Source organism: Pelagimonas sp. (assembly GCF_058892305.1).
In genome coordinates, this window is the sequence record NZ_JBZXVN010000011.1 from 47189 (window position 1) to 72558 (window position 25370).

Sequence of the window (25370 nt, forward strand, 5' to 3'; positions counted from 1 at the left end):
GTCAAACTGGCTCGGCCACTTTGCCCGGTTTTGGTGTCAAAACATCCAGCGGGCTCAACACCCTTGCTGCTTCGCCAACACCGCGATGGCGCGGCGGATGGCGTTTGGACGCCAAAACCATCATCACTCCTCCGGCCATAACGGCGGGAATGGCGCGACCGGTTTTTTCCCAGAACGGCCCGGTTTTCATCCAAAACCGCCGGGTGGACGGCGGTTGGTATAGCACCGACACATGCGCTTCGGGAACAAAATCATGGCGCTTTAACTGAGCCTCAAGCTGACCCGACGTGTAGGGCCGCCCAAAGCCAAACGGCGTTTGATCCGCACGCGCCCAAAGTCCGGTCCGATTTGGTACAATAAATAACGCCTGACCACCGGGGCCCAACACGCGATACGCCTCTTCCAAGACCTCGGTCGGATTCTGCGACGTCTCCAACCCATGCATTAACACCAGCTTATCCGTATGCCCGGTCTCCAGCGGCCATTGGGTTTCTTCGCACAACACGCTGACATTTTGCATTCCAGCGGGCCATGGCATCACCCCTTGCGGGCCGGGCATCAACCCGACGACGCGCCGCGCATCCGGAAGGTACGGGCGCAACAAAGGCACCGCAAACCCATACCCGGCCACGGTTTGCCCTTTGGCCTCTGGCCAAAAGTCCAACACTTGGTTGCGAATGATTTTCTGCGCGGCCCGCCCTAGCGCGCTGCGATAATAGAAATCCCGCAAAACTTGTACGTCCAGATGCATGTCAGCCCCATTGAAGCCCAGTGGCGGATGCGTCACTCTGGGGTTAGTTTGTCATTGCCCGCGAGGAAAGACCATGCCCTTTGAAGTTGTCACCGTGCCCTGCCTTGAAGACAACTATGCCTATTTGGTGAACGGGCCAGATGGTGTCGCGGTTATTGATGCCCCCGAGGCCGAGCCCATCATCGCCGCCCTTGAGGCGCGCGGCTGGACGCCCGGCGTGATCATGTTGACCCACCATCATTGGGACCACGTTCAAGCGGTCGATGCGCTCAAAGCCAAATACAACTGTATGGTCATGGGCCCGAAGGATGAAGAAGACCAATTGCCCAAACTTGATTTCGCCCTGCCCGACGGTTTTTCCGGTGGCAAGGATGAGGGGCTGTGCCAAGTCATCTCTGTTCCCGGTCACACATTGGGGCATGTGGCGTTTTACTATCCCAAAGGCGGCGCGGTTTTCACCGCCGATAGTCTTATGGCCTTGGGCTGTGGTCGCTTGTTCGAAGGGACCGCCGACATGATGTGGGAAAGCATGAAAAAGCTCGCCGCGTTGCCGCCGGAAACCATGGTTTACTCTGGCCACGAATACACCGCATCCAACGCGAAATTTGCGCTGACTATTGACCCTGAGAATGCGCAGCTTATCTCCCGAGTCCAAGATATCGAAACAGCACGCGCTGAAAATCGCCCCACAGCGCAGGTGCCTTTGGCACTGGAATTGGCAACAAACCCGTTTTTGCGCGCCTCTGATCCGGCAATTCGCAAAGGGTTGAACATGGAAGACGCCACCGATGCCGAGGTCTTCGCCGAAATTCGCGCCCGCAAGGACCAATTTTAGCGGAAATCACGCCCGGTTACGGGAATGCGGTGGAAAGTGAACCGCTTTTGGGCAGAAAAAACTTGAAGCTTGGCGGTAATCGACCAAACTTTAACCTTAAGAAGACATGCTGGCGGTCAACGACAGCGCTTAAAACAAGAGGAGCACCCTCGTGCCTTCATTCTCGAATACGCTTGAGCAGGCAATCCACGCAGCTTTGGCCTTGGCCAATTCGCGCAGCCATGAGTTCGCCACGCTGGAACATTTGCTATTGGCGCTGATTGACGAACCGGATGCGGCCCGCGTGATGAAGGCGTGTTCCGTCGACACAGAAGAGCTTCGCACCACATTGGTTGAGTTCGTGGATGAGGATCTGTCGAACCTTGTCACTGACATCGAAGGCTCTGAGGCGGTACCAACCGCCGCGTTCCAACGGGTCATTCAACGTGCCGCGATCCATGTGCAATCCTCTGGCCGGACCGAGGTTACCGGGGCCAATGTTTTGGTCGCGATCTTTGCCGAACGCGAATCCAATGCCGCCTATTTCCTGCAAGAACAGGATATGACGCGCTATGACGCCGTGAATTTCATCGCCCATGGCGTTGCCAAAAATCCGGCATACGGCGAAAGCCGCCCGATCACCGGTGCCGAAGAGGAAGAAGAAGCGCCTCATGTTGAGCCACAGCAATCCAGCGCCGAAAAGGAAAGCGCGCTGGCCAAATACTGTGTCGATCTCAACGTCAAAGCCGGTGAGGGTGATATTGACCCATTGATTGGCCGCGATTCCGAAGTTGAGCGTTGTATTCAGGTGCTATGTCGCCGCCGCAAGAACAACCCGCTTTTGGTCGGTGATCCCGGTGTTGGTAAAACCGCCATCGCCGAGGGGTTGGCGCGCAAAATCGTTGCCGGAGAAACGCCCGAGGTCCTGTCGAAAACCACGATTTATTCGCTCGATATGGGGGCTCTTCTGGCCGGTACCCGCTATCGAGGCGATTTCGAAGAGCGCCTGAAAGCGGTGGTTAATGAGCTAGAAGACCACCCTGATGCGGTCCTTTTCATTGACGAAATCCATACTGTAATCGGTGCCGGTGCCACGTCGGGTGGTGCCATGGATGCCTCTAACCTGCTGAAACCTGCCTTGCAGGGCGGCAAACTGCGCACCATGGGCTCGACCACCTACAAAGAGTTCCGCCAGCATTTTGAGAAAGATCGCGCTCTAAGCCGTCGGTTCCAAAAGATTGATGTGAACGAGCCGTCGGTCGAAGATGCCGTCAAGATTCTCAAGGGCTTGAAACCCTATTTCGAAGAGCATCACAGCGTTAAATACACGGCCGATGCGATCAAATCCGCCGTTGAACTCGCCGCGCGATATATCAATGACCGCAAGTTGCCGGACAAGGCGATTGACGTGATCGACGAAGCCGGTGCCGCACAGCACTTGGTTGCAGAAAGCAAACGTCGCAAGACAATTGGCGCCAAGGAGATCGAGGCCGTCGTCGCAAAAATTGCGCGCATTCCTCCGAAAAACGTCTCCAAAGACGATGCGGAAATGCTCAAAGATCTTGAGAAAACACTTAAACGCGTGGTCTTTGGTCAGGACAACGCCATTGATGCGCTGTCCTCGGCGATCAAACTGGCCCGTGCCGGTTTGCGCGAACCTGAAAAACCAATCGGCAACTATCTGTTTGCCGGTCCAACCGGTGTTGGTAAAACCGAGGTCGCCAAACAACTGGCTGACAACCTTGGCGTCGAACTCCTGCGCTTTGACATGTCCGAGTATATGGAAAAACACGCGGTTTCGCGCCTGATTGGGGCGCCTCCCGGCTATGTCGGGTTTGATCAAGGCGGACAGTTGACCGATGGAGTTGATCAGCATCCGCATTGCGTGTTGCTCCTAGATGAAATGGAAAAAGCGCATCCGGATGTCTACAACATCCTGTTGCAGGTCATGGACCACGGCACCTTGACTGACCACAACGGTCGCACGGTTGATTTCCGTAATGTCATCTTGATCATGACGTCCAACGCCGGGGCCGCAGAACAAGCGAAATCCGCTATCGGATTTGGTCGGGATCGTCGTGAGGGCGAAGATACCGCCGCGATCGAACGGACCTTTACGCCGGAATTCCGCAACCGTCTCGACGCTGTGATTAGCTTCCAGCCACTGCCGAAAGAAGTCATTCTACAGGTGGTCGAAAAGTTTGTGCTTCAGCTCGAAGCGCAACTCATGGATCGCGGCGTAAGCATTGAACTAACCCGGCCTGCGGCTGAATGGCTGTCGGACAAGGGGTATGACGACAAAATGGGGGCCCGTCCGCTCGGACGTGTCATCCAAGAATACATCAAAAAGCCACTCGCCGAAGAGCTACTGTTCGGAAAGCTGATGAAAGGTGGCCTCGTCAAAGTGTCAGTCAAAGACGGTGAACTGGTGTTGAACTTGGAAGGGCCCGACAAGCCCAAGATCAGCACCAAGAAAAAGCCACCACTTTTGACGGCTGACTAATGCGCATTGCCCTAATCGGGGCAATCGCCCTTTTGTCACAATCAGCCCAGGCGGAGGATTTTCGTCTGGGCTTTCCTTTGGACTGCACGCTTGGCGAAACCTGTTACATTGAAGACTACGTTGATCACGACCCAACCAAAGGCGTGCAAACCGATTACCAATGCGGCCTGAACGCACGTGACGGGCACAAAGGTACCGACTTTGCGCTTCTGTCTTTTGATGACATCAAAACCGGCGTCGCCGTTTTTGCCACCGCCCCGGGCCGCGTTTTACGCATTCGCGATGAAATGCCTGATGATCGGGAAATGCGGGGCGTCACCAGCCAAAACGCCTGTGGCAATGCGATCGTCATCGAACATGCACAGGGTTGGGTCAGCCAATACTGTCATCTACGGCTGGGGTCAGTCACAAAACAGCCTGGCGACATCGTCGAAACCGGTGATGTGTTGGGGTTGGTCGGCCTATCCGGTCAAACCAATCATCCTCACCTGCACTTCTCATTGTATCAGGGCAAGACATTAATCGACCCCTTTCAACCCGGCCCGCTGGATAGCTGTCAAATTGAAACGGACTCGATGTGGGCCGACCCAATCCAATATGTGCGGACCGGCATTTTGACAGCAGGCTTTGCCGACCATGTCCCTAACCTAAACAGCGTCCGAAACGGATCTGCGCGGTTGGACACCGGTAAACCGACGCGCCCAATCGTGATCTACATGCATGCAGGACATGCCGAGCACGGCGATGTTTTGCAGTTTCTAGTTACCGGCCCCGAGGGTGAGGTTTTCAACCATGACATGGTGCTCAAGCAACCAAAAGTGAGCCAAATGCGGGCGTTTGGCCGCAAAGCCCCAAGCGCGGGTTGGGCAAAAGGTGACTACCTTGGCGAAGCCACGCTTCTTCGCAAGGGCAAGATTATTGCCCATCGCTTTGCACATATCACCATCGAATAATCTCTACCGTTCGGTCAATTTAAGCTCAATCCGGCGGTTTTGCGCGCGCGCCTCGGCCGAGTTTTCCGGATTGACCGGCTGAAACTCCCCAAACCCATTCGCTGCCAAGCGCTGTGGCGGGATGCCGTAGGAATCGATCAGAACACGCACAACAGACAAAGCGCGTGCTTGACTGAGCTCCCAATTGTCCGCAAAGGCCGCGCCCGGACGAACCTGAACATTATCTGTGTGGCCATCGACTCGAATGACCCAATCAATCCCATCTGGAATATCGCTCGCGATGGCGCGCAGGACGTTGGCAACCTTTGAAATCTCACGTTTGCCCAAGGCGGACAATTCCGTTTCTCCGGGCGGGAAGAGAACCTCGGACGAAAACACAAACCTATCGCCTTCGATCCGAACCCCTTCTCGGGCACCAACAACATCGCGCAAACGGCCAAAGAATTCAGAGCGATAGCGTTCAAGGTCCTTCTTTTCCTCCTCAAGACGTTTGCGCTCCGCTTCTTCTAGCTTGCGACGCCTACGTTCCTCCGCCGCCAAGCGCGCCACCGCCGCGTTTAGATCGGACCCGAGATTTTGCAATTGCACCTGCGCCTCGATATCGCGAACTTTGGCGTCGTCCAAAAGCGCCTGAAGCTCGCCCAATTGCTGGCGCAATGCCGCAACTTGTTGGTTCAGAAGCTCTGCTTGCTTCTCAGCAACACTCGCCCGCTCCTGATTTTGAGCCAGTTCCGTACGCGCTTGCGACAACAAAGCCTGCTTTTGCTCAGCGTCCGACAATTGCGTATCAAGCTCGGCTTCGGCTGCCTTTTGGGCAGCCAAGGCGGCAATCAACTTGGCACGAACATCTTCGGCGGACCCCTGAGCCTCAAGCCGTGCGGCCAAAGCCGCAGCGAGACGTTCTTCCAAGGACCGGCTATCGTCCTCTTGCTCCAAGGCTCGGGCCTCGGCAACCGCCAAAGCTTGGCGCAGGCCAGAAATCACAGCATCCCGGTCGGTGTCGCGTGCCGTCGCAGCTGCCAGTTCCGCCTCAAGGCGATCGGCACGGTTTCTCGCACCAATCAATTCCGCCTGATCCGCGGCCTGCGCGCTCAATGACCCCAATTGCGCCGAAAGCTCCTCGTTTTCATTTGCAAGCGCATCAATTCGAAGCTGGCGATCACCAGAGCGTTTTTCAGATGCTTCAAGTTGCACCTGCAACTCTGCCGCTTGGCCCTGCAAATCTGCCAATCGTTCATCGCCCAAATCACCGCGCTCCCGTGCAGCCCCAAGTCGGGCCGCAAGGTCTGCTGACTGGGCTTCCAAATCCTCTAAACCGGTCTGGGCAGCGGCCAATTGAGCCTGTGCATCCGCTGCGGCGGCTTCCAGCGCGCTCCGTTCGCTTTGCACATTCGCAAGTGCCGCTGCGGCATCCTCGCTTTGTTGTGTTGCCAGCGCCAACGACGTGCTCAACTCGCTATTTGTGTCTCGCAAAGCACTCAACTCGCCCCTAAGACTGTCGGCTTCGGCCAGCCCCGCCAACGCAGCGGCCAGTTTAGCCGACAAATCTGACAGGCGCGTATCAGTGGCATCTGCCGACTGCTGCGCTTTGGCCAATGCACCTTCGGCATCACTACGCGCCTTTTCCTCATCACTCAAAGCCGCTTCGGCCTGTTGCCGCGCAGCTCGTTCTGCGGCCAGCTCCTCTTGCAGAGCGGTCAATCGTTTGCCCGCATCGGCCCCTTGATCGCGGACCTCGCCAAGGGCGGTTTCAAGACGGATCAGCTCCGCGTTTGCACTGTCCAGCTGAGCTTGCAATGTTTGAGCTTCGCTTTGCCCAGCAATCAACGCCGCCGCAAGTTGCGCGTTCAAATCTGCTTCGGCTTGGCGTGCCGCCGCCAAAAGCGTCAAGGTGTCTTCTGCCTTTTGACGCTCATCTTCCAATGCCAAGGTCATAGCAGTCAGCTCCGCATCCGCGTCTTCAAGCCGTTTGCGCAACAGTTCTGCGGCCTGCGCCTCGGCCAGCTTTTGCGCCTCTTCCCCGCTCAGCGCCTCCTGCGCTTCACTCAACTCGCCAGTCAAGGCACCGATCTGCAATTCCTGCTCTGCACTTTTGGCCTGAAGATCGGCGAGCACGGCCTCCAACGCTTCGCGTTTAGCAGCAGCAAGCAAGGCTGCCTCGGCTTGGGCGTCAATCTCCCCGCGCGCTTTGCCCAACTCGGCCGACAAATCATCCCGTTCGGACAGGAGTGCGGCCACTTGTTCCTCGAAACTGGCAATGCGCGTCGCCGCCGCTGCGAGATCCGCGGCTTGGCGATCACGCGTAGCAGATAGCGATGCGATGATCTGGGCTTGCTCGGTTAACCGCGTTTCGTTGTCATTCAACGTCGCCTGAAGTTCACCCATTTCATTGGTCAACGCGGTGTTGCGCCGTTCTTGCAACCCCAACGCCTGCGCCAAGGCCGCGACTTCGGTGGAAAGCGAATCCAGTTCCGTTTCCTGCCCGGAAATCGTTTCCCGCAGGACAAACTGAACCGCCATAAAGATAGATAAAACAAAGGTCAGGACCAACAAAAGCCCGGTCATCGCGTCCACAAAACCCGGCCAGATCGAGGCCTGTAACCGGGCACCAGTGCGACGGGACAGCGCCATGGCTTAGTCCTCGCCCAAACGGCTACGTGGGGTTTGCGCCAATTTTCGGCCAAGTGCCGCCAAATCGGTGCGCAATTCGGCCATGCTTTCCTGACGGCCGGCGGCTATCTCTTCGAGGATGCGCAGCATTTGCACGTCAATCGAACGGAGCCTCATGCGGCTTTCGGCATCCAAGCCTTCGCTGCTTTCTTTCTCTCGGATCGCTTCGGCCAAAAGCTCTTGGCCTTCGGCGATGCGCGCCATCGAATTTGCGGTGGGTGCGGTGGCTTCGATGCGTTCGGTCAACCGTTCAAGCGAATCCGCAAGCTGGGCAAGCCGGTTGTCAACATCCGCCCGCCCCTGTTCCGAGCGCGCGAAAAGCAACTGCAAACGTTCCATTTGCTCGGCCATTTGGTCCAAAACCAAACCGGCGGCCCCAAGGTCAGGGCCGTCGCCTTCACCCGAGGAAAAGCCGATTTTGGTGATCGAGCTAAGCCATTCTTCTAGCTCACGATAAAACCTATTTTGGCCATGACCTGCAAAGAGTTCCAACAAACCAACTATCAAAGAACAGGCCAAGCCCAACAAAGACGAGGCAAAAGCAACGCCCATGCCGCCCAATTGACTTTCAAGACCTGTCATCAAGCGATTGAAAACCGCAACGCCTTCTTCGCCCTCTTGCGGGGCAAGTCCGCGGATCGTGTCGACCAAAGCCGGAACCGTGGTTGCCAGACCGTAGAATGTGCCGAGCAGGCCCAAGAAGATCAGCAAAGACACGATATAGCGGGTGATTTCACGGGCTTCGTCGATCCGGGTGGCAACAGAATCCAAAATTGACCGGGTCGAGGTGGTGTTGATTTGCATCCGACGATCATGCCGCCCAAGCAATGTCGCCAAGGGCGCAAGAAGTTGCGGCGCTTTGGCCCGCATGCCTTGATCGCCTGGTCGGGCGAAGTTCAGAATCCAACGCACCGAGGTGATCAGTTGCGCGACTTGCCAAAAACAAGCCAACACCCCAATCACAAAGACAAAAAGGATAAATCCATTCAGGTATGGGTTGGCCTCGAATACCGGCAAAACCCGCGGCAGCGCCAAAACGGCACCGGCGATAGACAGCCCCAAAACCGACAGCATCAAAAAGACCTGACGGACGGGTTGAGAGAAATGCGGCTCGGCCTCGAGGTCGGGCTGGTCCATCGGACACCTGACACGTTGTTCTGTTTGAGCAGAGCCTAAGCGTTTAGGTGCATTTCGCCAAGCCCTTATGCGCGCAAGGCTTTGACCCGATCAGACAGCCAGTGCAAATCCGCATCGGGAACACCCAATTCGTCCAAATGGGCGGCAGTATTGTACAGATAGTCACAGTTTGGACCGCGCCCGCCATGGGCATGGGCAATAATCTGGGCCTGTTCTTCCAATGACAGCGCGCCGGTATATTGAACATGGTCCGGGTCGATCACATAAGACACCGCTTCAACCTGACGCCCGTCGCCCAATTGCACCTGCAACATGCGCTCCAAATATGCGGCGGACACCAGCTCGCGTTCACGTAAATACTCCAGAGCGCTTTCCTCGGTACCCGGCGCGGCGCGCAGGGCCAAGCCATCGCATTCCGCGGTGTCATGTTCGTCTAGCGCTAAAACCAGCCCCGGTTTTTCTTCGCTACCGCGATGGTGGATCGAATACATGCAAAAGCTACGCGCATAGCCATTCAACCGGGCCGGTTGGCTTTCCACCACCTCAAACCCAGGGTTCCACAAAAGCGACGCGTATCCAAATACCCAAAGTGTCATGGTCTGGTCCTTATTCACTCCGGGCTGTAAACACCATCAAGCAGGTTAGGAAAAGGGGCCAGCAATGAAACGGCTGATCATGATCGTGATTTTGGCTGCCTTTGGGTGGGCCGGTTGGTGGTTTCTTCAGGCGCAGACCCTACGCGGCCAAGTTGAAACATGGTTTGAAGATCGCCGTCAGGATGGCTGGGTCGCAACATACGCCGACTTTTCGGTCGGTGGGTTTCCCAATCGCTTGGACATGACGTTCGAGGATCTGTCCCTTGCCAATCCCGATACCAACATCCTCTGGGAAGCGCCGTTTTTTCAAATCCTGTCCCTAAGCTACAAGCCGGATCACCGCATTCTGATCTTTCCGGACTTGCAAACCGTTACAACCCGCAACGGCACTCACACCATCACCAGCGAAGGCCTTCGCGCCAGTGTGGTGTTCATGGACGGCGACCGCATTGATCGCGTCAACGCAGAAGCCACTGTTTTGAATTGGGGGGGAACGGCGCTTGCAGACACCAACGCCGCCCTGCTCAGGCAAGAGGATCAGCTCTACCAGTTTGCCTTTGTTGCCAAATCCATCGCCCGCGCCGAAGGCCGATTGACCCCTTTGTCCGAGGGCCGTGTTGACGACACCCAAATCAACTCCCGCATCACGTTTGACAAGGATTGGGCCATGTCGACGCTAAAAGACGGTCGGCCCCAACCCTCAAAAATTGATGTGTCCTTGATGTCTTATCAACTGGCATCACTGAACCTGAACTTGGCGGGACACCTTGATGTCGATACCCAAGGTCGCGCGTCTGGGGAACTCACCCTGCGGGCAGTGAATTGGCAGGATGCCTTGGAACAGGCCCGTGTCGGACAACAATTGCCCGGAAGCGTGACTGAAAAACTGGTCCAAGGCCTGACTGTCGTTGCCGGTCTCAAGGGTCGCTCCGATACGCTCGACTTGCCACTCAGGTTAATTGATGGGCAGATGTCTCTTGGTTTGATCCCACTTGGGTCGGCACCGCTATTGCAAGTGCCCTAACCCCTTGCACAAAACACGCATTGGGTGAACACTCCGCGCACGGAGGCACCTATGGACGATGGTATTTTCAAACGGATTGACGACAAGCGCGATGATTTGATCGCCCTGACTCAGGATTTGATCCGCATTCCGACGCTCAACCCGCCGGGTGAAAACTACCGCGACATCTGTGAATATCTGGCCAAACGCCTTGAAACACGCGGGTTTAGTTGCTCGCTTGTCCGCGCCCAAGGGGCTCCCGGCGATAGCGATCGCTATCCGCGTTGGAACATCATCGCCCGACGCGAAGGGCCGAAAACCGGCGAATGCGTGCACTTTAACTCCCACACCGACGTGGTCGAGGTGGGCCATGGCTGGACCCGTGACCCGTTTGGCGGCGCGCTTGAGGGCGATCTGATTTATGGGCGCGGGGCCTGTGACATGAAAGGCGGCTTGGCATCATCCATCATCGCCGCCGAAGCTTTCATCGAAGAACATCCAAATTACGCTGGGGCCATAGAAATCAGCGGCACCGCCGATGAGGAGTCTGGCGGCTATGGTGGCGTCGCCTATCTCGCAGAAAATGGTTTCTTTGATCCGGCGCGCGTGCAGCACGTTATTATCCCCGAACCTTTAGGTCATGATCGGATTTGCCTTGGACATCGCGGCGGATGGTGGGCCGAAATTGAAACCAAGGGTGAAATTGCCCATGGCTGCATGCCTTTCCTTGGTGATTGCGCCGTCCGTCACATGGGCGCGGTTCTGGATGCCTTTGAAGACAAGCTTTTCCCGGCAATGGCGGCCCGCCACACCGATATGCCGGTTATTCCTGACGGTGCGCGGCAATCAACGATGAACATCAATTCGATTCACGGCGGCCAACCCGAACAACCCGCCGACTACACCGGCCTTCCGGCACATTGCGTGCCTGATAGCTGTCGGATTGTCATAGACCGGCGGTTTTTGATCGAAGAAGGGCTGGAGGCAACACAAACCGAGGTCATTGACCTCCTGGAAGACCTAAAATCAACCCGCCCCGGATTTGACTATGACCTGCGCGAAATCAACCGAGTGATCCCATCCATGACGGCCAAAGATGCACCGGTTGTCACAACGGTTCACGCGGCGATCCGCGACGTTTTGGGGCAAGACCCGGATTATGTCGCCTCACCGGGGAGCTATGACCAAAAGCACATTGATCGGATCGGCAAGCTCAAGAATTGCATCGCCTATGGGCCGGGTGATCTTGAAATGGCCCATAAACCTGATGAATTCATTGCCGTAAAAGACATGCTCGACAGCACACGGGTCATGGCCCGCAGCTTGCAAAAGCTCTTGCTCACATCTTGAACGTGCCGTTTGAACGATCGGTCTGCGGGATGGCGGGTGGGGCGTCTTTCAGCTTGCTGAAACAGCGTCCCCGCCATCCGCTCAAACAGCAATATTGTCGATCAAACGCACCCCGGCCAACCACGCAGCCGCCAGCAATCGCGCCGGGCGTTCGGGTTTGTCCAGCGTCGAAAGATCATCGCAGGCACGCAAATCCAGATATTCAACCTCGGTGAACCCGGCTGCCAAAATCCGCTTGCGCGCCTCTATTCGCAATTCCGAAGCTGACCCTCCGGCCCGCAACCCTTCGGCCATGGCCTCCATCGCGTCTCCCAAGGCGGGGGCCTTGATCCGCGCTCTGTCCGAGAGCAACAAATTTCGCGACGACATCGCCAAACCATCCTCTTCACGAATGGTCGGGCACCCGACAACCTCGGTCATCAAATCGAGATCAGCCGCCAGCCGCGTCACCACCTGCAATTGCTGAAAATCTTTTTCGCCAAAAAACGCCTGATCCGCCCGCGTTTGGGTGAACAACTTGGTCACAACCGTCGCCACACCATCAAAGTGACCGGGCCGATGCGCGCCACATAATACATCCGTCAAGCCAGACACCGACACATTGGTCGCAAAACCATCCGGATAGATTTCCTCGGGGTTTGGCACATAAACCATATCCACACTGTGATGAGACAGCTTCTTGGCATCATCCTCTTCTGTGCGCGGATAGTTTTCCAAATCTTCGGGATTGTTGAACTGCTTCGGGTTCACAAAAATCGTAACGATAACCCGGTCACAGGCCTCTTCCGCGGCGCGCACCAAGCTTAGATGCCCTTGATGCAACGCACCCATCGTCGGCACAACGCCCACGCTCTCCCCGGCCGCTTTCCACTCTGCAACGCGGGATCGAAGTTCGGCTTTGGTACGAATAATCGGCGGGATCATTTGCCTGTCTCACTCTTCTTTTGCGGTGCGTCATCGGCAAAAAGGTGCTCTTGGGCCGGAAACGTCCGGGCGCGCACGTCTGCTGCATATTCTGCAAAAGCGGCCTCGGCTTGCTCACCTAGATTGGCATAGCGTTTAACGAACTTCGCCTTAAAGGCCGTGAACAACCCGATCATGTCATCCACCACCAAGATTTGCCCGTCACATCCCGCCGACGCGCCGATCCCGATTGTAGGGATGTCGATCTCGGCCGTCACTTCATCTGCAAGACTTGCCGGTACTTTTTCCAAGACAACGGCAAAGGCCCCCGCGTCGGCCACCGCTTTGCTATCCGCCATCAAGGCGTCACCGGCGTCGCCGCGCCCTTGAACTTTGTAGCCGCCAAGCGTGTTAATAGACTGTGGCGTCAGCCCAACATGCGCCATCACTGGAATGCCTCGCGCCACCAAAAACGCGATGGTGTCTGCCATGGTTACGCCGCCTTCAAGCTTGACGGCGGCGGCACCGGTCTCTGACATTATACGTGCCGCGTTGCGAAAGGCCTGTTCGGGGCTTTCCTCATAGGACCCAAACGGCATGTCGACGACCATCATGGCGCTGCGAAGCCCGCGGGCCACGGCTTGACCATGCAGGATCATCATCTCCATGGTCACACCCAATGTCGACGGCAACCCGTGCAAAACCATGCCAACACTGTCCCCAACAAGGACAAAGTCGCAATGGGCGTCCATCAGTTCGGCCATTTGCGTTGTATACGCTGTTAGGCTGACCAAAGGCTCGCCGCCTTTGCGGGCCCGAATATCGTCGGGCATTGGGGCCCGTTTCTTTGCTGTCGCGCTCATATCCGCGTCCTCCACGCAAGAATATTTCGCGCGGGTGTATCATTTGCTGCGCTGCAGAACCAGTGCGGATTTGTTTCGGCCCGTTACGTTAGCGCAATACCTCTATCGCATGGCTCTGCGCGTGGAAGGTTATTTCCGCCCGAGAAACCCGCGCAAGTTCCTGAACGTCCTCGCCAGTTAGCTCACAGGTCGCCTCTTGTGCTGTGACTTTATAGACCAACACGCGCCCCTTAACGAAATGCCCACAGATCAACGCGTCTTGCCCGTTTGGCAAACACCCAACCTTTAGAATGGTTAACGCCGGCACTTCATTTTGTCCCAACCGGGTGGAAAGCAAATGGATCGCTTCTCCGGCCCGCAATTGGGTCATCAGGGCGATCGCTTCCAAAAACTCTTCTTGGGGAACATGGGACAGTTGCCGACCGATTTCGGCCGGACGATAGGCTTGGATATCGTCCAAAGTCGCATCAAACCTGTTCTCTGGCAGGTGCGAATTATCGTGCTGAGTGCATTCATACAACGTCACGCCTTGCCCTTCGACCGGAGTCGCAAAACATGTCCCGCTTAACGTTTTGACCGAGAAGGTCATCTTCATTTCACCTTCGACCGACTTGTAGCTGCCATTTTCCAGCCGGACCAAGAAGTCAGGCGGCACAACGCGCCCGCAGGCCATTGAAACGCCAACCTGCAACGGATTGGACAGCTGTCCGGTCACCCCGGCGCAGGTCAAAATTGCCTTGCGATGCTGCAACAGCGGGTGCGCGTCAATCAGGTTTTGCATTTCACCTTGTAGCTCGTCATCCTCAACCACGATCAAATCGGGATGCATGGCCAACCATTCCGCTATTTTTGGACGCAACGGAGATTTTGTATTGAGAAGGTAGAACGGCTTGTCCAATTTCGCCAAAGCCGGATCAATGCCACCGTCAAATCCGGTTTGCTGTTTGGCCAGTTCAGGGTTTTCTTGCACCCACTTTTGCCCGGCGTGCGCCAAAAGAAGGTGATTTTCCTCGCCTATCGCCAACAAAGCCGCAATCACATCATCCCAGGTTTCGCCAATCAACGCCCCCGTGTTTCCGACAAATTGCGCGTGGCCACCATTTAAGACCTGAGCGAGGTAGTAGTCGCAATGAAAGGCCTGTCGAGCAACCGCATGGATCTCGGATCGTTTGAAAAGTCCTTGATTTGACAGTGTATTCACATAGTCAACAATCGCGTCAACCAAGGGGTCCGAATCCTCGGGCCACGCGTCAAAAGCCGACCTTGGAACGATGATGTCGGACGTGGGCTCAACGGGGATATCAACCGACGGCGTCGCGGCATCAGGATCGTTTTTTGCCCATTGTCCATCAGTTGCTGGCGGCACACCTTCGTGAGTGGGCTCCTGTCCACCCGCCGAATAGGGTCGTCCGACACCAGCGCGACGATTTTCAAAAGCATCACTTGCGGCGTCTCGACTGAAGGCGCGCTTGATCAATTCCAACATGAAAATACTCCGAATACTTACCCAACCGTTAACCTGGCATTGGGGCGCAACTTTGACGCGATGAGAACAATGCAAAGGCGGCGCTTGATTACCGCCCCAGTTGCGGCAACACTCTCCCCCATGCCTTACCCAAAGGGAGACACCCATGTCGCATTTTCGCAAAGCTTTATTGGCAGCCACGTTTTTGGCCGGGGCCGCTCAGGCTCAGCAAACTGATCTGACAATTGCCATCCAACTGGAACCGCCGCATCTCGACCCCACCTCCGCCGCAGCCGGTGCCATTGACAGCGTGCTTTACTCCAATGTTTTCGAAGGTCTGACCCGCTTTACGGAAACCGGCGCAGTTGTGCCTGGCCTTGCCGAAAGCTGGACCATTAGCGACGATGGGTTGATCTATACCTTTACCCTGCGCGGCGGTGTCACCTTCCATGATGGCACCGATATGAACGCAGGCGATGTTAAGTTCAGCCTTGATCGCGCCCGCGCCGAAGATAGCGCCAACGCGCAAAAGGCTCTTTTTGCCGGGATAGCCGAGGTCAACGCGGTTGATCCGCTTATTGTTGAGGTGATCCTTTCCAAACCCAATGGCAATTTCCTATTCAACTTGGCCTGGGGCGATGCGGTGATTGTTGCCGAAGACAGCATCGACGGCATCAAACAAACACCAATCGGCACCGGCCCGTTTAAATTTGCCGATTGGAAGCAGGGCGATAGCATTTCCCTTGCCCAGAACGACGCCTATTGGGGCGAAAAACCGGCCCTGACCGAGGCGACGTTCAAGTTTATCTCGGACCCAACCGCCGCCTTTGCGGCTATGATGGCTCAGGACATTGATGCGTTTGCGGGCTATCCCGCGCCCGAAAACCTCCCGCAATTCGAGGCCGATCCAAGGTTTCAGGTGCTTGTCGGATCGACCGAAGGCGAGACAATCTTGTCGACCAACAACCTCATGCCACCGCTGGACAATGTCCTTGTCCGTCAGGCCATTGCCCATGCTATCAACCGCCAAGATATCATTGACGGCGCGATGTTTGGCCTTGGCACCCCAATCGGCAGCCATTTTGCCCCGCATAACCCGGCCTATGTCGATCTGACCGGTAACTCAGCCTACGATCCGGAAAAGGCCAAAGCCCTTTTGGCCGAAGCCGGGTTTGCCGATGGCTTTACCACCACCCTCAAACTCCCGCCGCCAAGCTATGCACGTCGGGGCGGTGAAATCATCGCCGCACAGTTGCGAGAGGTCGGCATTCAGACTGAGATTAGCAACCTTGAATGGGCGCAATGGCTTGAAGAAGTGTTTCGTGGCAAAGATTTTGGTCTCACCATCGTGAGCCACACCGAACCCTTTGACATCGGGATTTACGCACGGCCCGAGTATTACTTCCAATATGACAACGCCGATTTCCAAACGTTGATCTCGGACCTGACCGGCACAACAGATGAGGCCGCCCGCAAAGAGATGATCGCCAAAGCGCAGACGATCATTTCCGAAGATTACGTCAACGGCTACTTGTTTCAGCTCGCTTATCCAACGGTTGCCGATGCGCGGCTTGAGGGGCTTTGGCTAAATCAACCGACCCAAGCCACCGACCTAACAGGCGTGCGCTGGACCGAGTAAACTAGGATTTGGCGGCGGCTTTGATCATATCCGCCGCCTTTTCCGCAATCATGATCACCGGCGACGCCGTGTTGCCCGAGGTGATGCGCGGCATGATCGACGCATCAATCACCCGCAATCCCTCCAGGCCCCGCACCCTAAGTTCGGTATCGACCACAGACATGTCATCGCTACCCATGCGGCAGGTGCTTACCGGGTGAAAAATCGTCGTGGCGATGTCGCCTACCGATTTCAACACCTCGTCTTCACTGGCCACAGAGGGGCCGGGCAAGATTTCTTCGGGCGCATGTGGGGCCAAGGCCTTGGCCGTCATGATTTGCCGCGCCTGTTTCACCGATTTCACCGCAATCGCTTTATCCGCCTCGGCAGAAAGATAGTTCAGGCGAATATCGGGTTGCTGATCCAAATCGGGGCTTTGGATATGACAAGAGCCGACGCTTTCAGGCCGTAAATTACAGACCGACATTGTGATCGCCGGAAACGGATGCAGCGGGTCGCCCAATTTGTCCGTCGACAAGGGTTGGACGTGATATTCGAGGTCAGTTGTGGCCTTGGACGGGTCGGATTTGGTGAAAATACCGAACTGGCTTGGGGCCATCGACATCGGCCCCGATTGCGTCAAGGCATATTGCATCCCGATCTTGGCCTTGCCCCAAAGGCTATTGGCCATAGTGTTCAACGTCTTGGCATTCTTGACCTTGTAAACCGTTCTGATTTGCAAATGATCCTGAAGGTTTTCACCCACCCCCGCGCTTTCATGGCGTGTCTCGATCCCAACCTCAGACAAGACATCGGTGCGACCAATCCCGGATAGCTCAAGTATTTTGGGCGAATTGATTGCCCCCGCTGCCAAAAGCACTTCGCCCTGTGTCCGGGCCTCCATCAATTGGCCCTTGTGGCGGAATTGAACGCCGACCGCGCGCCTGCCCTCAAGCACGAGATGATCCGTTTGCGCATGGGTCATGACCCGCAGATTAGGCCGTTTCATCGCCGGTCGCAAAAAGGCCTTGGCCGCATTCCAACGCACACCAGCCCTTTGGTTCACTTCGAAAAAACCGGACCCTTCGTTGTTGCCGTCGTTGAAATCGTCGCGTGGCATAATGCCAAACTCTTTAGCCCCCTCTTGAACCGCGCGCAGAATGTCCCAGTCCAATCGCTGTTTAGAGACCTTCCATTCGCCGCCACCGCGATGCATCTCACTATCGCCGCCGTGGTGGTCTTCGGATTTGAGGAAATAGGGCAAGACATCGTCCCAGCCCCAACCGGTATTGCCCATCTGCCGCCAGTTGTCGAAATCCGCCGCCTGTCCGCGCATATAGATCATGCCGTTAACCGAGGTGCAGCCGCCCAACACCTTTCCGCGAGGATAGACCAAGGAACGGCCGTTCAGACCCGGTTCCGCGGCGGTTTTCATCATCCAATCGGTGCGTGGATTGCCGATGCAATAGAGGTAGCCCACCGGAATATGGACCCAATGGTAATTGTCCGATCCCCCCGCTTCGAGGAGTAGCACCCGACGCGTTGGATCTTCGGTCAGGCGATTGGCAAGCACACATCCGGCCGTGCCAGCGCCAACAATGATATAGTCGAATTCACCGTCTAACTTTGTCGCCTGTGTCATAGGTCCCCAATGCTCCTCATCCCCTAGGGCAGCCGAGCGATTGAATGCCTTTCTTGCCCAACGTCAACGAGAGAGCAGGCCCGCGACTTGTGATACCCCACCCCCAATTTGAATGAGTTCAAGATCTATTGTTGACGATGCGATGTTTTGAACGCCTACGGTCCCGATCCAGTCGTGCAGATGCTCAAACGGGTGACGCATATCGTCATACGGTGTTTAAGGCGATACATGTCAAACCCCGATGCCAAACCAGACTGGGCGCAAGAAACCTTAACTCACGCAAAGCCACTCTGCGCTGAACTTGTCCAGCTCCTCGAATAAGCGACTTAGCCGGGCAGTGCGCCAAATTGCCCAAAAGTCAAATTTTCATCATTCCTAAACCAATCAGTTTTGCATTTATTGTTGCGTCCCGTGACATTTACGGGGACACTGGCGGAACAATTGGTATTGACGTGCCGGCCAAAGTGCACGGGTCAAGAGGAACCCTTTGTCCGTAATTGATCTCAGCAAGCTTCCCCAAGCCGAAGACAATCTTCGGGATTTTCTGGACTCTGTTTGTGAAACTCATGAACTTGATTTTGCGGCCTATGCCGGTGTTAACCCGGTTGCCCAATCTGTCCACGGCTTTGTGAATTACCCCGATGAATGGCAAACACTCTATGTAGATCAAGGGTTCCAATACAAGGACCCGACTTTGATCATGGCAACGCGCAGCATCGCGCCGGTGGATTGGCATAGGCTACGAAACGAGCAAAGTTTTCAATCGGTCTTTCGCGCAGCGCATGATTTTGGCATTTCCGAACAAGGTTTAACGATACCTGTGCGCGGACCCTTTGGGGATGTTGGTTTGTTTAGCGTGACGCGCGATTGTCCCGACGCAGAATGGAAGCTGCTCAAGAAGAAAATCCTGGGCGAGCTGCAAAACGCCGCTGTGCACCTGCATGACAACGTCGTTCACTCGCACGCTTTGACGCGAACGTTGACACATCCAACTCTCTCTGCGAGAGAATGCGAAATTCTCCAATGGACTGCCGCTGGCAAAACCCAGCAAGATATCGGTGATATTTTGAGCATCTCCAATCGGACTGTAGAAGTCCACTTGCGGTCAAGTCGCTCTAAACTGGGTGCTCTGACCACATCTCAGGCCGTCGGTCGGGCCATCGGAATGGGTCTTATTCATCCAAATTAACCATTCTACGGGATTTCCCCAATAGCGGAGGAAATCGAAAGCATGATCATCTCATACCTGGATAGGGTAGTGGAGAAGAACCATGATAATTGTCGTAGATGGCCTCAACAGAGATCGTTACAGCCGCCTTCTGGATGAGATGTATGCTCTTAGGGCACGGGTTTTTGGTAAACGCCTTGGTTGGGAAGTCGACATCAAGGATGGGAAAGAAATTGATCAGTTTGACGCGCTCGACCCGGCCTATGTGATTGGTGTGAACGATGACGGGCGCGTTGTGTCCTGCGTCAGAGCCCTTCAGACAACAGGGCCGCACATGCTGTCTGATGTATTCTCTGCAATCTTGGACGGAGAGCAACCGCTGCGCAGCCCAACACTTTGGGAATCGACACGGTTTTGTGTCGATACAGAGGCTTTGGATCGAGGAAAGTCTCGTAACTCGGTTGCCTATGCGACCTGTGAGTTGATGGCCGCGTCGCTTGAATATGCGCAAGAGTCGGGGATTTCGGATATTGTGACCGTCATCGACCCCGTGATGGACCGGGTGTTAAAGCGGTCGGATTGCGCCCCATACGGCTATGTGGGCAAAACCACTCCGATGGGCAAAGTTGCCGCCATGGCCGCCTTGTTGGATTGCAGCGACGAACGCATCAACAAAATCAAGGATTTTGCCGGAATTGACGGGAACGTTTTTATGGATGACGCGCAGGCGGCTGCCCTCGCCGATCCAGTGGAACCCACCATTGATCCTAGCATCCTTGAGGCGATTGTAGACGCCCGTGCCATGCCAGAGCAGGACAGCAATGACTTGCTTGAACAATATTGCCGCGACCAGGCGTCGGCCGCAAATTCGCGTGACGAATTGCTCGCTGCGAACCGGTTGGCTGGGGTTCTCTTTGAGGAAGGCATGATTTCGCGCCAGCGGCCAAAGTTCTTTGTTTGCTAAGTGCTAAGTGGTTAACAAGTGCAAACCCCCGGAGGAAACTCCGGGGGGTTTTGTTTTGAGGGCCTTTGATCTCATAGATCATCGCGTTGTTGGGTATTTTCCAAACTCACCCAAGACCCCTTTCGGCCCATTTTACGACTCTGCTGCAAGTCGGCGGCGTTCCTCCCGGCGGAAAAACACCATATAAAACACCGGAGCCGCGATCAAAGTTAAGACCGTCGCGAAGGCCAAGCCCCCCATGATTGTTACCGCCATCGAGACAAAAAATGCATCCGTAAGAAGCGGAGCCATTCCAAGGATTGTCGTGATTGCAGCCAACAAGACAGGACGCAGACGTGACACACAGGCCGTGACAATCGCGTCATTGAGCCCCAGCCCGGCTTCGCGTTGAAGATCAATTTCCTCAACCAGAACAATGCCGTTTTTGATCAACATCCCCGATAGGCTCAACAACCCCAAAAGCGCGGTGAAGGTAAACGGCAAACCAGTGCCAACCAAACCGATCACCACACCATTCACCGACATCGGCACCAAGAGCCAAATCACAATGGGTTGACGCAATGCGTTGAATAGCAAAATCGAAATCAGCACCATGATCAAAAGGCTTACCGGCAGCTGCCCGGCTAGGCTTTCTTGTGCATCACGGGAACTCTCAAACTCTCCGCCCCACTCCATTTTGTATCCTGGAGGGAGATCCATGGCCTCGATAGAGGCCCGGATTTGGCCGTGAATCGCTGCGGCGGTTTGATCCGGTGGAATGTCGGCCGCAACGGTGAGGGTCGTCACACGATTCCGTCTATGCACCAGTGTGTTTTGTACGCTGTAATCAAAACCATCCAAGACCTGTTCAATTGGCAAGACAACATTATTGCTGCTGGAAAACACCAGTTGATCCATCAGTGTTGTGTCCTGATCGCGTGGCGCGCGAACAATGATCGGAATGAGGCGTTCACGTTCCCGGAAGACCCCCGCTGTCGCGCCATCGCTGGCAAATAGCAACGTTCCCGCAACCTCTTCGCGGCTAACACCCGCCGTTTGGGCGCGATTGGTGGCATAGACAGGTCGGAGCGCCAGCTCTTGCTCGCGCCAATTGGTTCTCAGATCAATCAGCTGGTCGGAACTGTCTTGCAGAATTTCAATGGCTTCCTGACCCAATTGACGGAGAACTTTGGGATCACTGCCAGAAAATCGAACCGCAATCGGATCGCCGCCGCCGGGTCCAAAGACCAACCGCTTGGTGCGAAATTCACCTTCGGGAAATGCTGCACGACCAAAGGCTTCGAGCTCTGCTTGAAGGTCGGGAATGGCATCAATCGTTTCGGTGCGAATGATCAAATGCCCATAGCTTGGGTTGGGTTTTTCCGCGGAGTAGGTCAACATAAACCGCGTTGCCCCCTGCCCCACAAAGGTGGTGGTTGAAACGACATCGTCACGCTGAGCCAGCCAGTTTTCGACAACTTTCAGGTGCTCCGACGTGGTTTCAATCGAAGTCCCTTGCGGCAGTTTGTAATGCACAAAGAAAAGCGGCGTGTTCGAGTTGGGAAAGAACTGCTGCTTCATCAGGCCAAAGCCCGCGAAACATGCCACCGTCACCACAATCAACATCGGAATCACCAGCCACCACAGTTTGAGCGCCAATTCCAAACCCCAACGGTACATTCGAAACAGCAACCCACCATAGGCCTCACTGGTTTCATCCCCTTGCTGAAAGAAATAATGCCCCAGCAACGGCGTGGCCGTCAGAGCCAGAACCCAGCTAAGCATCAGGGAAATCCCAATAACCGCAAAAAGCGAGAACAGAAATTCGCCTGTGGCATCCGGTGATAAGCCAATTCCGGCAAAGGCCATGATGCCGATCACCGTCGCCCCAAGAAGGGGGATTTGGGTTTTCGAAGCCGCATCATCCGCCGCTTCGCGTGAGTTCTTGCCGTGCAACATTGAAATCTGCATGCCCTCGGCCACAACAATGGCGTTGTCGACCAACATCCCCATGGCGATGATCAACGCACCCAATGAAATGCGCTCCATCTCGATGGAAAAGAGGTTCATAAACAACAAGGTACCGACGACGGTCAGCAGCAAGGTCGTTCCAACAACCACCGCGGCGCGCCATCCCATAAAGAGGGCCAGAACCAAAACAACAATTGCAACCGACATTGCAAGGTTGACGAGAAAGTCATCAGAGGCGGATTCAACAACGTGATGCTGTTGATAAATCGAGTACTGCTCAACACCATAGGGGATGTCTTGGGTGAGTTCGGCAATCCGGGCATCAACACGGTGGCCAACTTCAACAATGTTTTCCGACGCAAGTCCGGCAATGCCAATCGTGAAAGCTTCTGTACCGTTGTAGCGCACTTTCAAACTTGGGTCGCTTTGCCGGTCTCTGTAAACGTTGGCAATGTCATAGAGATTAACGACAGTTCCCGCCGCACCAATCGACAAACCTGCAATTGCATCAACGCTATCTGACCCTTTGGGGGCCAGGATAATTGATTTAACACCGTCTGCATCCACGCTCCCCGCGTCCGAAACAGAATCCGCGGTGGCAATCGCATTTGAAATCGCTTGAGGCGGGATGTTTTGATGTGCCGTCAACGCCAAGTTCGGCTCGACAAAAATCGCCTCATCCGGCAAGCCCGACACCACAACATCGGCGACACCGTCAACCGCAAGCAATTCTCGCCGCAGATAGGTTGCAAGTTCATGCCGCTCGGCATCGGTGAACCCATCAACGGTGACCGCGTAAAAGATACCAAACACGTCACCAAAAGCGTCGTTCACATAGGGTTCGCTGACACCTTCGGGCAACCGACGCGCCGCATCGCGAACCTTGGCGCGCAACTTGGTCCAAACCTCCGGTAGCTCAGTGCCGTCGAACGTTGGCTTGATCTCTACTTCGATAATCGACAAGCCAGGATAGTTGATCGAGGTGATTTTGTCGACCTCGCCCATTTTTTGGATAGCGGATTCCAGAGGTTCGGAAACCTCAAGCGCCACTTGCTCCGCAGTCGCACCGGGATAGGTGGTCTGAATCGCGGCGACTTTGATGGTAAAGGCCGGGTCTTCTAGTCGCCCGAGCGAATAGAACCCCCAAATGCCCCCAAAGAGACAGATGAGCATGATCAGCCACGTATAAAGTGGCCGTTCGATAGATGCGCGTGCAATGTTCATTGTGCCAGCCTCAGTTCGCAAAACCGGTAAAGCGGCGGACCTTTTGGCCATCCGTTAGCTTGTGGGCACCTGTCGCGACAATTTCAGATCCATCTGCCAAGCCTGATGTCACGATGAACGTACCATTGTCCGTCGGCTGAACAGAAATTGGCGTGCGAGTGACCGTGCCGGTGTCGGCACCGGCCGGGGTGAACACCATAACGGCCACGCTATTGTTTGCGTCGGTCAAAAGTGCGGTCGTTGGCACCGGCATACCGATGGCGCCTTTCGCGTTTGCCCGTGCGCGCACCGTTACCGATGACCCTGGTAGAACTTGCAACCCCTCGGGCAAAGCCATTCCCAGTGTAATGCGAAAGGTCTGTCCGATGTTCGAGGCCTCGGCGTTATACTCGCGAAGCATCAGCGGATACTCTTTGTCGCTAGACGGAAAAATTGCCACGAATTCAACATCGGTGTTTTCAGACGCGCGTTGAAACAACAATTCCGGCACATCAATATCAATCCGCAATTCCGACATATCGTGGAGACGAACCACGGGGGTTCCGGCACTGATCGTGGTGAAATTGTCCATGTTGCGGGTTGCAATCAACGCATTAAAGGGCGCGCTCAATGTGGCATGTTCCAACGCGTAATTCGCATTGCGCACGGCAATCATGGACAAACGCGCTTGGGTTTCGGCGTCGTCTACTGTCACTTGACTAACGGTCGCACCACGCAAAGCCGTCAGACGCGCCAAAGTGCGATCCGCTTGGTCTTTTTGCAAAACCGCTTGATCATATTCTAGTTGAAACGGTTCGGTATCCAGCTTGGCAATCAATCCGCCTTTGGGCACGACACTGCCTTCGACGACCGGAAATTCGACAATTTGGCCGCCAATTTGGAACGCCAAATCTACCGATTGCTTAGCGACAACCTGACCATAGAAATGCCGGGTCAATTTTTGTGCCTGTTCTGTTGCAACGGTGAGCTTAACAGGCCTCACTGGATCGAAGGCGTCCTGGGACAGGCTCGGTGTTGCCAAGCTCATCAAAGCCAGGGCGATTGGAACGATTTTCACTCTTGAGGTCCTCTTGGCAGTCCAGTTTCCATAATTTTCGTTCGGATTTTCAGCGCAATTTCAGCAAACTGATGAATGTCGCCATCCGATAAGCCCGAGATTTCTCGAAAAAGCTCTCCGGCTTTGGCGGCCATTGTATGGCGAAGCTGCTGGCCGTCTTCTGTTAGCCAAAGCAACCAAGCGCGGCGGTCTGAAGGGTCTCGCTCGCGTGTGATAAGGCCTTTGGCCTCCAAAGTATCGGCCATGGCGGTCACAGTCGACGGAAGCGCCTGCATTTCGCGCGCCAAATCCCCCATGCGCCGCGGAACATCCAAGCATACCAACAAATGACGTTCCTGTTTTGACATCGAGGGTTCCAGCGCAATTTTGTCTGCGCATTCCTCGATCTTCCAGTAGAGAAGATAGATTCCCTCTAAAGCATTAATATCAAAAGAGTCTTCTGTGTAAGGTCGCTCGTCTGCCATAGTGATCCAACTTTCGCTGCGCCCCTTTTACTTCATTTTTTGAACCATTCAAGTTTTAAAACATCTGACAACCAAAGCTTTGCAAGAAATAGCAGCCAAGCTAGGCAAAATAGAGCTAACCAATTGTTATTAAATAGATTCAGGAAAATCCGCCCCGATGTGCTCACATCTTCCCCTGAACATATGGACTCCAATTGGCCTATGATTTGGTAAAACTGGTCGAAAAGTCACAGCCTCTTGAGCGGCACGGGCCTGCAAGAGTTAGGTCCAAAGAC

Annotated in this window: 19 protein-coding genes; 8 read left to right on the forward strand and 11 right to left on the reverse strand. The window is 55.2% G+C overall.

Annotated features, from left to right (window positions below):
- Nucleotide 1 precedes the first annotated feature (1 nt).
- Nucleotides 2–751: a methyltransferase domain-containing protein gene (locus AC5EFR_RS04430; RefSeq protein WP_493574748.1), complete on the reverse strand. Its 750-nt coding sequence runs from the start codon at nt 749–751 to the stop codon at nt 2–4.
- A 73-nt stretch (nt 752–824) separates the two neighbouring features.
- Between AC5EFR_RS04430 and gloB the strand changes: the two genes are divergently transcribed.
- The 3 genes from gloB (at nt 825) to AC5EFR_RS04445 (ending at nt 5021) form a co-directional block, all read left to right on the forward strand.
- Nucleotides 825–1586, forward strand: coding sequence for a hydroxyacylglutathione hydrolase (gloB, locus tag AC5EFR_RS04435; RefSeq protein ID WP_493574749.1), 762 nt, complete (start codon nt 825–827; stop codon nt 1584–1586).
- Nucleotides 1587–1737: 151 nt separating this feature from the next.
- The gene (gene clpA, locus AC5EFR_RS04440) at nt 1738–4068 is read left to right on the forward strand and encodes an ATP-dependent Clp protease ATP-binding subunit ClpA (protein ID WP_493574750.1); all 2331 of its coding nucleotides are present in this window, start codon (nt 1738–1740) and stop codon (nt 4066–4068) included.
- Entirely contained in the window at nt 4068–5021 is a 954-nt protein-coding gene (locus AC5EFR_RS04445) for a M23 family metallopeptidase (protein ID WP_493574751.1), read from the forward strand. The genes clpA and AC5EFR_RS04445 overlap by 1 nt, the downstream gene beginning before the upstream one ends.
- A gap of 3 nt (nt 5022–5024) precedes the next feature.
- On the opposite strand, the gene AC5EFR_RS04450 is transcribed toward AC5EFR_RS04445, so the two are convergent.
- The 3 genes from AC5EFR_RS04450 to AC5EFR_RS04460 form a co-directional block, all read right to left on the reverse strand.
- Entirely contained in the window at nt 5025–7652 is a 2628-nt protein-coding gene (locus AC5EFR_RS04450) for a peptidoglycan -binding protein (RefSeq protein ID WP_493574752.1), read from the reverse strand.
- 3 nt (nt 7653–7655) lie between these two features.
- Complete coding sequence (locus tag AC5EFR_RS04455; protein ID WP_493574753.1) at nt 7656–8828, reverse strand: biopolymer transporter ExbB; 1173 nt, start codon at nt 8826–8828, stop codon at nt 7656–7658.
- Between the two features lie 65 nt (nt 8829–8893).
- Nucleotides 8894–9424: a gamma-glutamylcyclotransferase gene (locus AC5EFR_RS04460; RefSeq protein ID WP_493574754.1), complete on the reverse strand. Its 531-nt coding sequence runs from the start codon at nt 9422–9424 to the stop codon at nt 8894–8896.
- A 64-nt stretch (nt 9425–9488) separates the two neighbouring features.
- Here AC5EFR_RS04460 and AC5EFR_RS04465 point away from each other — a divergent pair, with 64 nt between their 5' ends.
- Together AC5EFR_RS04465 and AC5EFR_RS04470 are read left to right on the forward strand one after the other, a co-directional pair.
- Entirely contained in the window at nt 9489–10448 is a 960-nt protein-coding gene (locus AC5EFR_RS04465) for a DUF2125 domain-containing protein (protein ID WP_493574755.1), read from the forward strand.
- Nucleotides 10449–10499: 51 nt separating this feature from the next.
- Nucleotides 10500–11777, forward strand: coding sequence for an acetylornithine deacetylase/succinyl-diaminopimelate desuccinylase family protein (locus AC5EFR_RS04470; RefSeq protein WP_493574756.1), 1278 nt, complete (start codon nt 10500–10502; stop codon nt 11775–11777).
- 81 nt (nt 11778–11858) lie between these two features.
- On the opposite strand, the gene panC is transcribed toward AC5EFR_RS04470, so the two are convergent.
- The 3 genes from panC to AC5EFR_RS04485 all read right to left on the reverse strand — a co-directional run bounded on the left by panC (nt 11859) and on the right by AC5EFR_RS04485 (nt 15029).
- Nucleotides 11859–12701 carry a pantoate--beta-alanine ligase gene (gene panC / locus AC5EFR_RS04475; RefSeq protein ID WP_493574757.1) on the reverse strand — a complete coding sequence of 281 codons (843 nt, stop codon included), beginning with the start codon at nt 12699–12701 and terminating at the stop codon, nt 11859–11861.
- A complete protein-coding gene (panB, locus tag AC5EFR_RS04480) occupies nt 12698–13543 on the reverse strand; it encodes a 3-methyl-2-oxobutanoate hydroxymethyltransferase (RefSeq protein WP_493574758.1) in 846 nt (281 codons plus the stop codon). Before panB ends, panC begins: the two co-directional genes overlap by 4 nt.
- Before the next feature lie 88 nt (nt 13544–13631).
- A complete protein-coding gene (locus AC5EFR_RS04485) occupies nt 13632–15029 on the reverse strand; it encodes a DMP19 family protein (RefSeq protein WP_493574759.1) in 1398 nt (465 codons plus the stop codon).
- Between the two features lie 145 nt (nt 15030–15174).
- Here AC5EFR_RS04485 and AC5EFR_RS04490 point away from each other — a divergent pair, with 145 nt between their 5' ends.
- Complete coding sequence (locus AC5EFR_RS04490; RefSeq protein ID WP_493574760.1) at nt 15175–16647, forward strand: ABC transporter substrate-binding protein; 1473 nt, start codon at nt 15175–15177, stop codon at nt 16645–16647.
- A 1-nt stretch (nt 16648) separates the two neighbouring features.
- Here AC5EFR_RS04490 and AC5EFR_RS04495 read toward each other — a convergent pair whose 3' ends face one another.
- A complete protein-coding gene (locus AC5EFR_RS04495; protein WP_493574761.1) occupies nt 16649–18268 on the reverse strand; it encodes a GMC family oxidoreductase in 1620 nt (539 codons plus the stop codon).
- Nucleotides 18269–18755: 487 nt separating this feature from the next.
- Here AC5EFR_RS04495 and AC5EFR_RS04500 point away from each other — a divergent pair, with 487 nt between their 5' ends.
- The gene (locus AC5EFR_RS04500; RefSeq protein ID WP_493574762.1) at nt 18756–19457 is read left to right on the forward strand and encodes an autoinducer binding domain-containing protein; all 702 of its coding nucleotides are present in this window, start codon (nt 18756–18758) and stop codon (nt 19455–19457) included.
- Between the two features lie 82 nt (nt 19458–19539).
- Nucleotides 19540–20400, forward strand: a complete 861-nt coding sequence (locus tag AC5EFR_RS04505) for an acyl-homoserine-lactone synthase (protein WP_493574763.1) — start codon at nt 19540–19542, stop codon at nt 20398–20400.
- Nucleotides 20401–20532: 132 nt separating this feature from the next.
- Here the strand turns inward: AC5EFR_RS04505 and AC5EFR_RS04510 are convergent, their stop codons facing one another.
- Genes AC5EFR_RS04510 through AC5EFR_RS04520 form a run of 3 tightly spaced genes read right to left on the reverse strand, consistent with a single transcriptional unit; the run spans nt 20533 to nt 25095 of the window.
- Nucleotides 20533–23574 (reverse strand): efflux RND transporter permease subunit, encoded by a 3042-nt coding sequence (locus tag AC5EFR_RS04510; RefSeq protein ID WP_493574764.1) that lies wholly within the window; start codon nt 23572–23574, stop codon nt 20533–20535.
- Between the two features lie 10 nt (nt 23575–23584).
- A complete protein-coding gene (locus AC5EFR_RS04515) occupies nt 23585–24631 on the reverse strand; it encodes an efflux RND transporter periplasmic adaptor subunit (protein WP_493574765.1) in 1047 nt (348 codons plus the stop codon).
- Nucleotides 24628–25095, reverse strand: a complete 468-nt coding sequence (locus tag AC5EFR_RS04520) for a MarR family winged helix-turn-helix transcriptional regulator (protein WP_493574766.1) — start codon at nt 25093–25095, stop codon at nt 24628–24630. Before AC5EFR_RS04520 ends, AC5EFR_RS04515 begins: the two co-directional genes overlap by 4 nt.
- Nucleotides 25096–25370 lie beyond the last annotated feature (275 nt).